Source organism: Collimonas sp. OK307, from assembly GCF_900113705.1.
GTDB lineage: Bacteria > Pseudomonadota > Gammaproteobacteria > Burkholderiales > Burkholderiaceae_D > Collimonas.
On record NZ_FOQI01000005.1, the window covers coordinates 23,916 to 38,236 of the forward strand.

At 56.2% G+C, this 14,321-nt stretch carries 15 protein-coding genes; 11 read left to right on the forward strand and 4 right to left on the reverse strand.

All coding sequences use genetic code 11. From position 1 onward, the window contains the following. The first annotated feature begins 58 nt into the window (after positions 1–58). The 5 genes from BM205_RS08520 to BM205_RS08540 all read left to right on the forward strand — a co-directional run bounded on the left by BM205_RS08520 (position 59) and on the right by BM205_RS08540 (position 5,916). Complete coding sequence (locus BM205_RS08520) at positions 59–2,245, forward strand: cytochrome c biogenesis protein ResB (RefSeq protein WP_092414078.1); 2,187 nt, start codon at positions 59–61, stop codon at positions 2,243–2,245. Positions 2,246–2,327: 82 nt separating this feature from the next. After that, the gene (gene ccsB / locus BM205_RS08525; protein WP_371326473.1) at positions 2,328–3,473 is read left to right on the forward strand and encodes a c-type cytochrome biogenesis protein CcsB; all 1,146 of its coding nucleotides are present in this window, start codon (positions 2,328–2,330) and stop codon (positions 3,471–3,473) included. A gap of 4 nt (positions 3,474–3,477) precedes the next feature. After that, positions 3,478–4,161 (forward strand): HAD family hydrolase, encoded by a 684-nt coding sequence (locus BM205_RS08530; RefSeq protein WP_254783805.1) that lies wholly within the window; start codon positions 3,478–3,480, stop codon positions 4,159–4,161. Between the two features lie 89 nt (positions 4,162–4,250). Then, positions 4,251–5,231: a protein-methionine-sulfoxide reductase catalytic subunit MsrP gene (gene msrP, locus BM205_RS08535; RefSeq protein ID WP_092414080.1), complete on the forward strand. Its 981-nt coding sequence runs from the start codon at positions 4,251–4,253 to the stop codon at positions 5,229–5,231. A 16-nt stretch (positions 5,232–5,247) separates the two neighbouring features. After that, positions 5,248–5,916: a protein-methionine-sulfoxide reductase heme-binding subunit MsrQ gene (locus BM205_RS08540; RefSeq protein ID WP_092414081.1), complete on the forward strand. Its 669-nt coding sequence runs from the start codon at positions 5,248–5,250 to the stop codon at positions 5,914–5,916. Here the strand turns inward: BM205_RS08540 and BM205_RS08545 are convergent. From BM205_RS08545 to BM205_RS08555, 3 genes are read right to left on the reverse strand one after another with little or no spacing between them, the layout of a single operon-like run. Continuing rightward, positions 5,883–6,650, reverse strand: a complete 768-nt coding sequence (locus BM205_RS08545) for a transporter (RefSeq protein ID WP_092414082.1) — start codon at positions 6,648–6,650, stop codon at positions 5,883–5,885. The genes BM205_RS08540 and BM205_RS08545 overlap by 34 nt on opposite strands. 20 nt (positions 6,651–6,670) lie before the next feature. Further along, a complete protein-coding gene (gene lysA, locus BM205_RS08550) occupies positions 6,671–7,957 on the reverse strand; it encodes a diaminopimelate decarboxylase (RefSeq protein WP_092414083.1) in 1,287 nt (428 codons plus the stop codon). 8 nt (positions 7,958–7,965) lie between these two features. Then, positions 7,966–8,214, reverse strand: a complete 249-nt coding sequence (locus tag BM205_RS08555) for an LPS translocon maturation chaperone LptM (protein ID WP_092414084.1) — start codon at positions 8,212–8,214, stop codon at positions 7,966–7,968. A gap of 41 nt (positions 8,215–8,255) precedes the next feature. Between BM205_RS08555 and cyaY the strand changes: the two genes are divergently transcribed. After that, positions 8,256–8,582 carry an iron donor protein CyaY gene (cyaY, locus tag BM205_RS08560; protein WP_092414085.1) on the forward strand — a complete coding sequence of 109 codons (327 nt, stop codon included), beginning with the start codon at positions 8,256–8,258 and terminating at the stop codon, positions 8,580–8,582. A 182-nt stretch (positions 8,583–8,764) separates the two neighbouring features. Further along, positions 8,765–10,054, forward strand: coding sequence for an MORN repeat-containing protein (locus BM205_RS08565; RefSeq protein ID WP_092414086.1), 1,290 nt, complete (start codon positions 8,765–8,767; stop codon positions 10,052–10,054). On the opposite strand, the gene BM205_RS24550 is transcribed toward BM205_RS08565, so the two are convergent. Next, entirely contained in the window at positions 10,051–10,245 is a 195-nt protein-coding gene (locus tag BM205_RS24550; RefSeq protein ID WP_254783807.1) for a hypothetical protein, read from the reverse strand. The two genes, BM205_RS08565 and BM205_RS24550, sit on opposite strands and share 4 nt — an antisense overlap. Before the next feature lie 37 nt (positions 10,246–10,282). Here BM205_RS24550 and BM205_RS08570 point away from each other — a divergent pair, with 37 nt between their 5' ends. The 4 genes from BM205_RS08570 to BM205_RS08585 are packed head-to-tail and all read left to right on the forward strand — an operon-like array spanning position 10,283 to position 14,302. Beyond that, positions 10,283–10,804, forward strand: a complete 522-nt coding sequence (locus tag BM205_RS08570) for a hypothetical protein (protein WP_254783808.1) — start codon at positions 10,283–10,285, stop codon at positions 10,802–10,804. A 52-nt stretch (positions 10,805–10,856) separates the two neighbouring features. After that, the gene (locus tag BM205_RS08575; RefSeq protein ID WP_092414088.1) at positions 10,857–11,996 is read left to right on the forward strand and encodes a DUF2827 domain-containing protein; all 1,140 of its coding nucleotides are present in this window, start codon (positions 10,857–10,859) and stop codon (positions 11,994–11,996) included. Positions 11,997–12,023: 27 nt separating this feature from the next. Beyond that, the gene (locus BM205_RS08580) at positions 12,024–13,169 is read left to right on the forward strand and encodes a DUF2827 domain-containing protein (RefSeq protein WP_092414089.1); all 1,146 of its coding nucleotides are present in this window, start codon (positions 12,024–12,026) and stop codon (positions 13,167–13,169) included. Next, on the forward strand, positions 13,166–14,302 hold the full coding sequence (locus tag BM205_RS08585) for a DUF2827 domain-containing protein (RefSeq protein ID WP_092414090.1): 1,137 nt from the start codon (positions 13,166–13,168) through the stop codon (positions 14,300–14,302). The genes BM205_RS08580 and BM205_RS08585 overlap by 4 nt, the downstream gene beginning before the upstream one ends. The last annotated feature ends 19 nt before the right edge of the window (positions 14,303–14,321 follow it).

Consider the following 14,321-nt stretch of genomic DNA (forward strand, 5'->3'; position numbering starts at 1 on the left):
CATGAATTCAGGGGTGGCCTAGGCCACCCCTTTTTCTTTTCAAAAAGATGAATTGGCTATGAGCAAAAGTAACGACGAAATCAAGGACGGCGAAATTACGACGGCCGGCATACAGCTGAAAACCAGCCGGCGCTGGCTGGCGGATGCCGTTGAATTATTGTCATCGATGCGGTTCGCCATCAGCTTGCTGACGATTATCGCCATCGCCTCCGTGATCGGCACGGTGCTCAAGCAAAACGAACCGATGCCGAACTACGTCAACCAGTTCGGTCCGTTCTGGTTTGAAGTATTCGGCAAGCTGAGTTTGTACGCAGTGTATTCGTCCTGGTGGTTTTTGCTGATCATGACGTTCCTGGTGATTTCGACTTCATTGTGCATCGCCCGCAATGCGCCGAAGATGTTGAAGGACATGCGCAGCTGGCGCGAAAATGTGCGCGAACAATCGTTGCGCAATTTCCATCACAAGGCCGAGTGGAGATCAGCTACGGCGCCCGCTGTGCTGACGCAGCAATTGGTGGCACGGATTGCCGCCAGGGGCTACAAGACCAAGCTGGTGGCCAAAGACGATGCCACCCTGATTACAGCCAAGCAAGGCGCCGCCAATAAATGGGGCTATATCTTCGCCCATAGCGCGATCGTGATCATCTGCGTCGGCGGTCTGCTGGACTCTGACATGCCGATCCGCGCGCAGCAATGGTTCTATGGCAAAACGCCGTTTAACGGCAACGGCATCATCGCCGACATCCAGGAAGAGCATCGTTTGGGACTGGGCAATCCTACCTTCCGCGGCAATACCCTGATTCCCGAAGGCTCCGCCAGCAGCACCGCCATCATTCCGCAAAAAGACGGCGTGATGATCCAGGACTTGCCGTTCACGATCCAGCTGAAAAAATTCATTATCGATTTTTATAGCACCGGCATGCCGAAGCTGTTCGCCAGTGAAGTCGTGATCCGGGATAACGCCGACGGTCATACTTTCCCGGCAACCATCAAGGTTAACCAACCGCTGATTTACAAAGGCATCGCGGTCTATCAATCGAGTTTTGAGGACGGCGGCAGCAAACTCAAGCTGACGGCCTATCCAATGGCCGGCAGCAGCGAAACCAGCTTTCCGGTGAAGGGCGAAGTCAACGGCACCACGCCGTTAGCCAACCCCGCATTAGCGAATAACGGTAATACCGACTATACGATTGAATGGTCTGGTTTCCGCCCGTTTAACGTGGAGAATATGGCGCAATCGGGTGACGATTTGCGTGCAGTGACAAAGACCAGGAGCCTCAATCAACGCTTGAGCGACGATTTGAGCAATCATCTTGGTAATGCGGCAAAAAGTGCCAACAAGAAAGATTTGAAGAATGTCGGTCCTAGCGTGCAATATAAATTGCGCGACAAGACCGGCCAGGCTCGCGAGTTCAGCAATTACATGCAATCGATCAAGGTCGACGATGCCTACGTATTCCTGGCCGGGGTGCGCGATACGCCAGACGAGCCGTTCCGTTATTTGCGGATTCCCGCCGACGACGACGATTCGGTGCAAGAGTGGATGCGCATGCGGGCGGCCCTGCTGAATCCGGAATTGCGCGCGGCAGCGGCACATCGCTACGCGCAACGCGCGATTCCCGAAAGCCGCGAAGGCATCGCCGTCTTGCGCGTCCAGCTGGAGCAGTCGGCCTTGCGTGGCTTGTCCTTGTTTGCGGGCGACGGTAAGGAAGCTGCCGGAACAGCCGGAGGTGAGGCTGGATACATGGCAATTTCCAAATTTCTGGAGCAAGTACCGGCGCAGGAGCAGGAAAAGGCGGCAGACATCTTCATGAAGATCCTGAACGGCAGTATGTGGGACCTGTGGCAGGTTGCACGTGAGAAAGACGGATTGAAGGATCTGCCAGCCGATGACAAGCGTGCCCGCTTCTTGCAATTGAGTACCAATGCACTGTCGGATGCAAGCTTCTATAATGCGCCTGTATATCTGCAAATGACCGGTTTTGACGAGATCAAGGCTTCGGTATTCCAGGTCACGCGTTCACCGGGCAAGAAGGTGGTGTATCTGGGTTGCCTGTTACTGGTGCTGGGCGTGTTTTCGATGTTGTATGTGCGTGAGCGCCGGTTGTGGGTCTGGATCCGCCCGGACAAGGATGCAGAAGGCCAGTCGCATGCGCTGATGGCGATGAGTTCGCAGCGCAAGACGATGGACTTTGAAAAAGAATTTGAAGTGTTGAAAACACAATTAAAGCAGACGGAAGCATAGATTCACGGCCGTACTGCAAGGCAAGCAAAGCAAGCGTTCCGTTGCGCCTCCGGCGCAGTAGCGGAACGACATGGAGATGATGATGGAACTGTCGCAAACGTATTCCCCCCCTACCAGCTTTATCAAGCGCCTGTCCGCGATCGACTGGCTGTTTGCCATCGCGCTGTTCGCCGCGTCGCTGTTCGCCCTGAACCGCTATGGCAGCCACATGGACTATTACGAAAAAGGCGTGCTGCTGTTAGCTGCGCCGACTTTTTCCTGGCTCGGCTGGCACTGGAAATCGGTGCGCTGGCTGATGGCTTTGCTGGCCGTGCTGTCGCTGTCGGCAATCGCCATGTATGGCGGCGTGCTGGATATGTCGAACCAGAAATTTTTCCTCAAGTACCTGCTTTCCAGCCAGTCCGCGATCCTGTGGATGAGCACGCTGTTTTTCCTGTCGACCTTGTTCTTCTGGGGCGGCTTGATCACGCGCTCCGATTTTGGCGCATCGATCGGTTCCAAGCTGTGCTGGGCTGCGGTGGTGATGGGCTTCACCGGCATGCTGGTGCGCTGGTACGAGTCGTACCTGATCGGCGCCGATATCGGTCATATCCCTATTTCCAACCTGTATGAAGTATTCGTGCTGTTCAGCCTGATTACGGCCCTGTTCTACCTGTACTACGAACACCACTACCGTACCCGCCAGCTCGGCGCTTTCGTGTTGCTGGTGATCTCGGCTGCGGTCGGATTCCTGCTGTGGTACATGGTGTCGCGCGACGCTGCTGAAATCCAGCCGCTGGTGCCGGCGCTGCAAAGCTGGTGGATGAAGATCCATGTGCCGGCCAACTTCATCGGCTACGGCACGTTTGCGTTGTCGGCGATGGTGGCGGTAGCGTATCTGCTGAAATCGCATGGCTACCTGGTTGATCGCCTGCCGACGCTGGAAGTACTGGATGATGTGATGTACAAGGCGATCGCCGTCGGCTTCACCTTCTTCACCATCGCCACCATTCTCGGCGCGCTGTGGGCAGCAGAAGCGTGGGGCGGCTACTGGTCATGGGATCCGAAGGAAACCTGGGCGCTGATCGTCTGGCTCAACTACGCGGCGTGGCTGCATATGCGCCTGATGAAGGGATTGCGCGGACGGGTCGGGGCATGGTGGGCGCTGATCGGCTTGCTGGTGACGACGTTTGCTTTCCTCGGCGTCAACATGTTCCTGTCGGGCCTGCATTCTTACGGAGAGCTGTAGACTGATGACAAAAGCGATGGCAGAAGCGATGGCAGCTGCAGGCCTGGTTCCAGTAGATTTGGTGATTTTCGATTGCGACGGCACGTTGGTTGATAGTGAAACTGTCGCCACCGATGTGATGGTCGCTTATCTGGCAGAGCTGGGCATGCCGTTGTCAGCCGAAGAAGCACTGTCGCGCTTCAAGGGCGGCAAGATGGCAGATTGCGTGACTGAACTGGAACAGATGTTCGGCCGGGCTTTGCCGGCTGATTTCACCAAGGTCCTGCGCGACCGCATCGCTCCCGTTTTGCACCAGCGCCTGCAACCGATCGAAGGTGCGCTGGAGCTGGTGAAATCGCTCAAGGTGCCGTTTTGCATGGCGTCCAACGGACCATTGCACCAGATTAAAGTATCGCTTAGCGTCACCGGCCTGTGGCCTTATTTCGAAGGCCGGATCTTCAGCGCCTACGAAGTCTCTTCGTGGAAGCCGGCGCCGGACCTGTTCCTGCATGCCGCCAAAACCATGGGTGTCGAACCTTCCCGTTGCGCTGTAGTCGAAGATAGCCTGCCCGGCGTGCAAGCCGGTGTTGCTGCCGGCATGCAGGTATTTGCGTTGCAGCCTGAGCAGGTTGACGCGCAATTTCCCGCGCAGGCAAAAATTATTTCCCGATTGGCGGAGCTGCACGACCATATCAATATCGCCGGATAAAAACTGCGGCGATTTTTCTGCGGTCCCGTAAGGAATCGTCATCCTGAGCGACTAAGGGATTAGTTCTATCTACCTCACAGGAGAGCCGCATGCCGCTGTATCGCCGCCCCAATGGAATCGATCTGCCGTTCGCTTCCGAAATTACTCCGCAAGAAATATTTGAATCCCGCCGCAGCTTTATCAGGCAAATTGCCGTAGGCGCAGTCGGCGCGGGTTCATTGCTGGAACTGACGACCGGCGATGCCTTCGCTCAAGCGGGCAGCGGGCAGAAACTCGCGGCAAAGGCCAACCCGGCTTATGTCGTGATGGACCAGGCGACGCCCTATAAGGACGCCATCACCTACAATAATTTTTACGAGTTCGGCACCGAAAAATCCGATCCCGCCGAAAACGCCGGCAGCCTCAAGACGCGGCCCTGGACGATAGCGATCGAAGGTGAAGTCAAGAAGCCGATGACGCTGGATATCGACAGCCTGCTGAAACTGGCGCCGCTGGAAGAACGTATCTATCGCCTGCGCTGCGTTGAAGGGTGGTCGATGGTGATTCCCTGGATTGGTTATTCCTTGTCAGAGCTGATCAAGAAAGTGGAGCCGACCGGCAACGCCAAATACGTAGAATTCACGACCCTCGCCGATAACCGCCAGATGCCCGGTTTGCGCAGTCCGGTACTGGAATGGCCGTATGTCGAGGGCTTGCGCATGGATGAAGCAATGCATCCGCTGGCGTTGCTGACGGTGGGCATGTACGGCCAGGTATTACCGAATCAAAGCGGAGCGCCGGTGCGCATGGTGCTGCCCTGGAAATACGGTTTCAAATCCGCCAAGTCGATCGTCAAGATCCGCTTCGTCAAGGATCAGCCGCGGACGGCATGGAATATTACGGCGGCGCGCGAGTACGGGTTTTATTCGAATGTGAATCCGGACGTCGATCATCCGCGCTGGTCGCAGGCGACTGAACGCCGCATCGGCGAAGACGGCTTCTTCACCAAGAAGCGCAAGACCTTGATGTTCAACGGCTACAACGAGGTCGCCCCGCTGTACAGGGGCATGGACTTGAAGAAGTACTTCTAGATCTGGAATACGCAGCATGTTCACTCCGACACCGAGACAATTCAAGTTCATTAAAGTAGCCCTGTTTGCGCTGGCCTTGCTGCCGGCCGCGCGGTTGCTGCTGTTCGGCTTTACCGATCGGCTGGGGGCCAACCCGATCGAATTCATCACGCGCAGCAGCGGCGACTGGACGCTTTATTTTCTCTGCATCACCTTGGCCGTAACGCCGTTGCGACGTTTCACCAACTGGAACTGGCTCATCAAGTTACGCCGCATGCTGGGTTTGTTCGCCTTCTTTTATGCCAGCCTGCATTTCACGACATTTCTCTGGTTTGATCATTTCTTCGATGTTGCGGAGATGCTCAAAGACGTAGTCAAACGCCCGTTCATCACTGTCGGTTTCATCGCTTTCATCTTGCTGATACCGCTGGCGCTGACCAGCACCAATGGCATGATCCGCCGCCTCGGCGGCAAGCGCTGGCAATGGCTGCATCGCAGCCTGTATGCCATTGCGATGCTGGGTATCTTGCATTTCTGGTGGATGCGCGCCGGCAAGCATAATTTTGAAAAGCCGATTCTGTTTGGCTCACTCGTCGCAGCACTGCTGCTGGTGCGGGTCTACTTCGCCTGGCGTAATCGCGGCGACGGCGCTGCAAGATCGCGTGCCGCCGTTCAAAAGCGCCAGGTCACACCGACACCAACCTGACGATGGGTTTGGGCTGCGCATGGACCGCAGCCGATGCCGAATTTCAGTCCCAGGTCGAGGTCGAGATTCGGTGTCGGCGAATAGACTATTCCGGTCAGGATATAACCCGGATTGCTACTCGAATGAAGGTCGCCGCTGGTATCGCTGGCGCGTTCGGTGTTGCTCAGGATGCCGCCGTCCAGGGCCAGGCTCAACTTGGGGTTAAGCTCATACAGCGCATAAGCCGATAAACGCCACTGTACGGTGCGGTTGGCTTGCTGGTCACTCGCCAGGCGATACCGGTTGTAATACGCGGCCAGGTTGCCGCTGAAAGCCCAGTCGCCGCTTTGATAGCTGCTGATCAGCGTCAGCGACATGCTGGTGGCGCCACGCCCCAGGCCGCGGTTGGGATCGCCGCTTGGGAATGTTATCTCAGGCTTCACGCCGAGACTAAAATCGTTGTGTTCGAGTAGCCGCCATTTCACACCCAATGCAATGTCATTGATGCCCGAAGGTTGCGACAGGGTCGCGGGCGGATTGACATAGATATCGAGATTTTTCAGCAAGCCGTAGCTGTACGTGAAATTCATGACGTGGCTGTGAACATCATTCTGTCGCAGCCAGTCCGTGTTCAGTTCGACTTGATGATTGCCGCTATCCTGGGTGCCGGTGTCGTCGGTCACCAGCGGATGGTTGGCATGGGCGGCCTGCATCAGAAAACAGGAAGATATGGCGGTGAGCAAGATCTGTCGCATGGTCCTCCTGTTTTTGTTGGTTACGGCGATATGAGTGATTCCAGGGCAAACAGATCAGCTGGATTTTCGCGTTGACGGATCAGATGCACTTGCGCACCGTCCACCATTACTTCAGCGGCGCGACCGCGCGTGTTGTAGTTGGAAGCCATCGTCATGCCGTAAGCGCCGGCTGACATCAGCGCCAGCAAATCACCTGCCTCGATCGACAGCGAACGGGAACGCGCCAGCCAGTCGCCCGACTCGCACACCGGGCCGACCACGTCATAAACCTGGGCAGCGGCATCCCGTTGGATGACAGTTTGTACGCCGTGCCAGGCTTGGTACATTGCCGGCCGCATCAAATCATTCATGGCGGCATCGACCACCGCAAAATTCTTCGCTTCCGAATGTTTCAGATACTGGACCTCGGTGAGCAGAATACCGGCATTGCCGACAATTGAACGGCCCGGCTCAAACATCACCTTGATCGGCACGCCTTGGTATTTTTGCTGGCGCCAGGTGTCGATACGGGCAAACAAACGGCCCAGGTAATCACCGATGGCAACAGGCTTTTCGTCGTCGTAGGTAATGCCGATGCCGCCGCCGATATCCAGGTGATGCAAGTGGATGCCTTCGCTCGCCAACTGGTCGATCAGTTCAATCAACTTGTCCAATGCTTCCAGCATGGGTGCGTCGTCCAGCAACTGCGAACCGATATGGCAATCAATCCCCGCTACATCGATATGCGGTAGCGCGGCAGCGGTCCGGTAGCAGGACAGGGCATCCTCATATGCCACCCCGAATTTGTTTTCCTTGAGGCCGGTAGAGATGTAAGGATGGGTTTTGGCATCGACGTTGGGATTAACGCGGAGCGAAATGGCGGCGCGCTTACCCATGGCGCCGGCAACTTCGTTCAGGCGATGCAGCTCCGGGATAGACTCAACGTTGAAGCAAAGAATGTCATGCGACAAGGCCAGGCGCATTTCTTCACGCGATTTACCGACGCCGGAAAAAATTATCTTGGCGGGATCGCCACCGGCAGCGATTACACGCAATAATTCGCCTCCCGAGACGATATCGAAACCAGAACCAAGCTGGCCCAGCAATTGCAGCACGGCCAGGTTGGAATTGGATTTGACCGAATAACATATCAGCGTGCCATCCGGTTCGCGGCTATGTTGTTTGCAAGCATCGGCGTAAGCTGAAAAATTGGCGACCAGTGCGGCTTTGGAATAGACGTAAGTGGGGCTGCCAAATTGCTGCGAAATAGCGCTAAGCGCGACGTTTTCAGCGTGCAGGACGCCATTCTTGTATGAAAAATACGACATAGGGCAGCTTATTTGGGTGCAGGTGTTGTTGGAGTGGCTATGGTTTTCGGTTGCGCCGCGGCCGCTGGATCGGCTGATTCGCTGAATGTCTCAGGGGCAACATTTGGCTGGACAGGCGCTGGCGCAGTTCTAACGACAGGCGGCGGTAGCTTGGCCGGCATGAACAGCGGGCCTTTTTGGCCGCATGCCGCCAGGCTGAGCGTAACCGGAATCATGGCGATCATGGTGATGCGCGACAAATCAAAAATGGGTTTCACGGATTAGAATCACAGTTTAACGAAACGGATTGGAGTGTAGCATGACAGAATCAGAATTCCTGGCCGCGGCAGAGGCTGCCTTAGGCAAGATCGAGACGGCGCTGGAGCAGGCGGCAGATAATACCGATCTGGACGTAGAGTGCAGCCGCAGCGGTAATGTGCTGGAGATCGAGTTCGTCGACAATGGCAGCAAGATTATCGTCAACAGCCAGGCGCCGATGCAGGAGCTGTGGATTGCCGCGAAATCGGGGGGCTTTCACTACAAGCAAAAAGGCGATATCTGGGTTAATACGCGCGACGGTTCAGAGTTCTTTACCGCCTTGTCGGCGATGATCAGCTCCCAGGGTGGCGTAGCGATAGCGCTGTAAATTTTTCTTGCCGAGGCAGTCCGGCAAGAGATTCCTCAAGGTGCATTTGTCGTAAGATATGAGCAATGCAATGTTGTTTTGATACGTTCGTTCGCCAGCTGTACCACGGGCTTGATTTCAACGTTCGCAAGAACTGCATCAAGAAAAGTTGTTCAACGCTTCTCAACTATGGATAGCGACCAATGGACACGATAATAGTCAGGGATTCGGAAGAACCAGGTGTTTGGGGATCGGCCTGCGGCGACGGCAAGGCAGGCGGCTATCGACGGTGGCGCCGGGTGAGCGCCATCTTTTTGACAAGCGCATTCCTGGCAACAATCGAACTGGCAGGGGCAGTCAACGTTCCCGCCGTGGCCGCTGCAGCCAACCAGAACAATCCAATCGGCAATCCGGTCAACAACGGCGCGGCCGAAGCGCCCAGGCACTGGGCCGCCGATACCACCAACGGCTGTAAAGTCTGGAGCTCCGGAGAGATCGCGAGTGACATCACAGCGCGTTGGAGCGGGCGCTGCGAAAATAATTTTGCACAAGGTCCTGGAACCGTACGCTGGCTTAGTAACAACAAGCAGGTGGCGGAACTGACCGGCAACATGGAGCAAGGGAAAATACGAGGCCACACTACCGGCGTCGAAGAACCTGGCAATCGTATTGACGGCATGTTTATCGATTCCTTGCCGGAAGGCGAGGGCAAGGCCAGTTTTGTTGACGGCTCGGTTTATAACGGTATGTGGCATCGCGGACGCCAACTGGGCTACGGGATCATGACGTTTCCGCCGGCGCATCCGCAATATCAGGAGATGCTGAACGAAGGTAGGGGCAGAAGAACCGAGAATGGCACTTATGAATTGCGCGGCTGGTGGGAGGGGAAAAACTTCGTCACTCCGTGCGACAGCGAAGATGAGTGTGAAAAAAAATTGGTGGCGCAGATCAAGCGCGAGCAAGAAGCCGCCGCTGCCAAGGCAGGCACTCCTGTGGCACCCGCACCAGCTGCGACGGTTACTCCTGCTGTCGAGCCCGTCACTGCGACGCCGGCAATTCCCGCAACTGAGCCGGTAGTTACGGCACCAGTAACTCCTGCTGTCGAGCCCGTCACTGCGATGCCGGCAATTCCTGCAGCTGAGCCTGCAGTTACGGCACCGGCAATCCCTGATGTCGGCCCCGTCACTGCGACACCGGCAATTCCTGCAACTGAGCCTGCAGTCGCGGCACCTGCAACTCCTGTTGTCGAGCCCGTAGCTGACACACCAAAAACCGAATTGCCTGCAATGGAACCTGTACCGTCGGCGTTGCCGGTACCCGCAAATCCTGTCATAGAACCGGCGCCGGCGGCAACCGCGCCGATACCGGAATTACCTGCCGTGGCGCCGTCGATTTCAGCGCCCGCTACCCCCGCTGCAGAGCCTGCCAGTGAACCTGCGGCAGTGCCTGACGACAAACCTGCTGTCGTGCCAGAGGCGGCGCCGGTTACCTAGGATTCCGGACATGAAGCACCACTTAATTTAAAACGGATCCAGCTGATGAAGTTTGCACCACATATTTTTGAAACAACCGAACAAGGCAATTCAACAGGTTTAACCGCATCAAGCACATCAAGCGGATACCGGCAGCCATGGCGGGTATTGCGAGTGTTACGGGTAGTACTACGGGTATTGCTCTGTTTCATTTTTTCATCCTGGATGATGTCCGTCGCACACGGACAAATGAAAGCTGACCTGCCTGGCGCCAAGGCTGCCGCCGCCGCGCCGAAAAACCTGCTGGCTGAAGCCGCGCGCAGTGTCGGCGTCAAGCAGTGCCAGCCGGCGATTACGCGTTTGTCGGCGCTTGCCATCAACGGCACCGGGGCGCACGACGTGCTGGTCGACTGGGACCACGCGCATCCCGATCGCGGCCCGTTTTTTTCGCTGACCGGCATCGAATATGCAGGTGCGTCCGCGGCGGTATCCATCACTGCCGTGCCGCAGGGTGGCGGCGCATGTTCGGTTGCCGCCGAGCGCATTTCCATCGCGCCGTATTCATGCAAGAGTATTGCCGACACCGAATTGAAAGGGTATAACGCCACACCTCTGCTGCCAACTTTCACGGTATATGTATCGGCTGCCGAGCCGGGCGGTTCGGTTTCGCTGGTGGATTCACCGCCAGGTTGTCTGATTATCCGGCGCTACGTGCAATACAACTGGACCGAGCAGGCCAACATGGCGACGCCGGCGCCGGCCCATAAGTGACGTGTAAATAATGGCGGCAATGTATTTCTTACTTTAGATTTGAATCCAAGACATGAGTCCTTCAATCGGCGGCCTGCGTATCGGCATCACTATCGGTTTGCACCAGGAAAACGAATCGCTATGGACTAACGGCATCAAGCAAAATGCCGTGTACCTGGCCGAGGCGTTAAAACAATGCCCGAGCGTAGCCTCAGTGCATCTGGTGAATACCACTCCGATAGCCATCACCGCGGCTTTGCCGTGGGACCAGACGCGCTGGCCGACGGTGGCCTTCGGGCAAGCGAAGGATAACCTGGACGTGCTGATTGAACTGGGTGGCCAGGTCGATGCCGATCAGACCGCTTATTTGAAAACGCAGGGATGCCGCCTGATATCGTATTGCTGCGGGGTTGAGTACGTGAACGTCATGCAATCGGTATTATTTTCCCGGCCGATGTGGGGCTACAATCTGTTCGTCAATCAGCGTTACGACGCTATCTGGATGGTGCCCCAGGTAGCGAATACCAGCCAATCCTATTTCGAGACTTTGCGCCGCCGGCCAGCGCAGGTAGTGCCGTTTGTATGGGACCCGATTTTCGTCAATCAACGTAGCCGCCATTTTGAACATCAAGGTGAATATCGTCCGCGCCCCGGCCCCAGGCGGCTGACCGTGATGGAGCCGAACAACGATATTGTGAAATTCTGCATGTACCCGGTATTCATTGCGGAAGAAGCTTACCGGCAGCGGCCGCAAGACATCGAAATCTTGCAGGTAACGAATGCCGATCGCCTGGCGCGCGAAAGCAAGGAATTCATCGCAGTGATGAATCATCTGGATATCGTCCGCCAGCACAAGGCGGTATTCCTGGGGCGTTTCGATACGCCCCAGTTCCTGAGCGAGATGACCGATGTGGTAATTTCTCATCAGATGGAGAATGCGCTGAATTATTTTTATTTCGACGTCTGCTGGCAAGGTTACCCGTTGCTGCATAACGCTTATATGTGCAGCGATCTCGGTTACTACTACGAGGGAAATGATGTGCAGGACGGCTGTAGAAGACTGCTCGAAGTGCTGGCCACGCACGATGGCAGTTGGCAAGATTATCTGGCGCGCCAGCGGCAAGCATTAAGCCGTTATCTGCCGGGCTGCGCACAAGTCACGGCGGAGTACGAGCGTTTATTGGCGACATTGCTGCAACAGGCAATAGTGTAAAAAATGATTTTCAATCTTTCGTGATCCATGAAAAAAATCAATGTAGGTATCTCGATCTTTCCAGTCCATGGGGCGCAGCTCTGGTCCAACGGCCTTAACCAGAACCTGGCGTTCCTGGTGCTGTTGCTGCGGCAAAGCCCGCAAGTCGGCCGCGTGTTTTTACTGAACGGCGGAGCCATCGACCATATGCCTGAGGGGATGGGGCTGGGCGGTCTCGATGTACCGCTGGTGAGGCCCGATGAGGTGACATTCGAGCTGGATGTCGTGATCGAAATGGGTGCTCAGCTGCCGCTGGAGTGGTTGCGTCACGTACGCGCCTTGGGCGTCAAGATCATCACTTTCTTTGTTGGCCACACCTATGCTGACAATGCCGAAGCACCGATGTTCGAGGGCGCCAGCGGCCAGATTTTCAACGGGACGCCATGGCACGAAATATGGACGCTGCCGCATCACATGAAAAGTAGCGGTCCCCTGTTGCGCACCGTGTCGCGGGTTCCCGTGTTCGCCGTGCCGCACATCTGGTCGCCGCTGTTTATCCAGGGCCAGATCGACCAGGTCAAAAAGGACGGTCATCACTTCGGTTATCAAGCGAGGACCGGTGTTGAACGACCGGGTTGGCGTACGGCGATTTTCGAGCCGAATATCTCTGTTGTCAAAAGCTGCTTTATTCCGATGCTGGTCTGCGAACAGGCTTACCGCCTGGATCAGCGTTCGGTGAGCACGATGATGGTCATGAACACGATGCATATGAAGGAACATCTGACTTTCAATCGTTTCGCTATCAACCTCGATCTGACGCAGCATCATAAGGCCACCTACGAGCCGCGCGTAGCGTTTGTCGAGTGCATGGCGCAGCAGAAGATGGATGCGGTGGTCTCGCACCAGTGGGAGTGCGGCCTGAATTATCTGTACTACGATGCGCTCTATGGCGGTTATCCGCTGATACATAATTCGGCATATCTGAAGGCAGGCGGTGTCGGTATCTATTATCCTGATTTCGAAGCCAGCGCCGGCGGCCACGCTTTGCTTGGTGCCTGGCGCCAGGAACCGGAATTCTGGGATGATTATAAAACGGCTGCCACGGCTTACCTGAGCAAGCTCGACCCGCTACGCCCCGAGAATGTGGAAGCATTTGTGAAAAGACTGCAGCACACCGTGGAGGGTCAGGTATGAGCCATTCACTGCCACAACGTAAATTGCGCGTAGGTGTCACCCTGTTTGTGCGGGCCGGGGCGCAATCGATCTGGGAAAACGGCATCTTCCAGAATTGCGCATTCCTGGTGCAGTTATTCAACCAGTCGCCGGCGGTCGAACGCGCGGTGCTGGTGCTGGACGGCTCACCCGACCAGATCAACGACGCCATGATGATGGGCGATCTGGGCATCGACATGATTAGCCTGGAGCAGGCCATGGAGACGCTGGATGTCGTGATTGAAATGAGTGCCCAGCTGAGCGAAGGCTGGGTACGGCAGTTTCGCGAGCGCGGCGGACGTTACGCCTGGATGCGGGTCGGTAACGACTACGTGATCGACATCGAGCGCGCAATGTTCAACAAGCCGCATGGCGGCCTGTGCAGCGACAAACCCTACGACGCGGTGTGGACCTTGCCGGAGTATCTGCGCAGCTGCAAGGACTACTTTAGCCTTACGGCGCGAGCGCCGGTGCATATCGTGCCGCATTTGTGGACGCCGCTGTTTTTCGCCAAAGGCATAGCCACGTTGCCAGATCACCTCAGCTACGGCTATCAGCCCGGCAAGCCGCGCTGGCGGGTGTGCAGTTTCGAACCGAATGTCTGCATGGTGAAAACTTCGCTGCTGCCGATGCTGGCCTGCGAAGAAGCGTATCGCGCACAGCCGGCGTTCCTGGAAAACCTGCGTGTCTGCAATACCTTGCACTTGAAAGAGCACCTCAAATTCTCGCAGTTTGCGCGTACGCTCGATGTCGTGAATCACGGCCTGGCATCATTTGAAGGACGTTTTGCCGTGTATGAATTCATGGCCAGCTATGGCGACTGCATCATTTCGCACCACTGGGAAAACGGCCAGAATTACCTGTACTACGAAGCCTTGTACGGAGGGTATCCGCTGATCCACAATTCGGAGTTCATCAAGGACTACGGCTACTATTATCCGGACTTCGATTCGTTCGCCGGCGGCCAGGCCGTGCTGCGTGCATTTGCGACGCACGATGCACAGATAGAGGATTACAGGCGCAACGCGCAGACATTGCTGCGCACGCTGGATGTGAGCTTGCCGGAGAATATTGAGATCTATACCCGGCGCTTGCTGGATTTGTATTCGAACTAAAACACGGGGTGGGCACAAA

Excerpts from the sequence above, each read along its gene's own strand:
- BM205_RS08520 (WP_092414078.1), top strand. The coding sequence starts at position 59 with ATGAGCAAAAGTAACGACGAAATCAAGGACGGCGAAATTACGACGGCC.
- ccsB (WP_371326473.1), top strand. The coding sequence starts at position 2,328 with ATGGAACTGTCGCAAACGTATTCCCCCCCTACCAGCTTTATCAAGCGC.
- BM205_RS08530 (WP_254783805.1), top strand. The coding sequence starts at position 3,478 with ATGACAAAAGCGATGGCAGAAGCGATGGCAGCTGCAGGCCTGGTTCCA.
- msrP (WP_092414080.1), top strand. The coding sequence starts at position 4,251 with ATGCCGCTGTATCGCCGCCCCAATGGAATCGATCTGCCGTTCGCTTCC.
- BM205_RS08540 (WP_092414081.1), top strand. The coding sequence starts at position 5,248 with ATGTTCACTCCGACACCGAGACAATTCAAGTTCATTAAAGTAGCCCTG.
- BM205_RS08545 (WP_092414082.1), bottom strand. The coding sequence starts at position 6,650 with ATGCGACAGATCTTGCTCACCGCCATATCTTCCTGTTTTCTGATGCAG.
- lysA (WP_092414083.1), bottom strand. The coding sequence starts at position 7,957 with ATGTCGTATTTTTCATACAAGAATGGCGTCCTGCACGCTGAAAACGTC.
- cyaY (WP_092414085.1), top strand. The coding sequence starts at position 8,256 with ATGACAGAATCAGAATTCCTGGCCGCGGCAGAGGCTGCCTTAGGCAAG.
- BM205_RS08565 (WP_092414086.1), top strand. The coding sequence starts at position 8,765 with ATGGACACGATAATAGTCAGGGATTCGGAAGAACCAGGTGTTTGGGGA.
- BM205_RS24550 (WP_254783807.1), bottom strand. The coding sequence starts at position 10,245 with ATGAAACAGAGCAATACCCGTAGTACTACCCGTAACACTCGCAATACC.
- BM205_RS08570 (WP_254783808.1), top strand. The coding sequence starts at position 10,283 with ATGAAAGCTGACCTGCCTGGCGCCAAGGCTGCCGCCGCCGCGCCGAAA.
- BM205_RS08575 (WP_092414088.1), top strand. The coding sequence starts at position 10,857 with ATGAGTCCTTCAATCGGCGGCCTGCGTATCGGCATCACTATCGGTTTG.
- BM205_RS08580 (WP_092414089.1), top strand. The coding sequence starts at position 12,024 with ATGAAAAAAATCAATGTAGGTATCTCGATCTTTCCAGTCCATGGGGCG.
- BM205_RS08585 (WP_092414090.1), top strand. The coding sequence starts at position 13,166 with ATGAGCCATTCACTGCCACAACGTAAATTGCGCGTAGGTGTCACCCTG.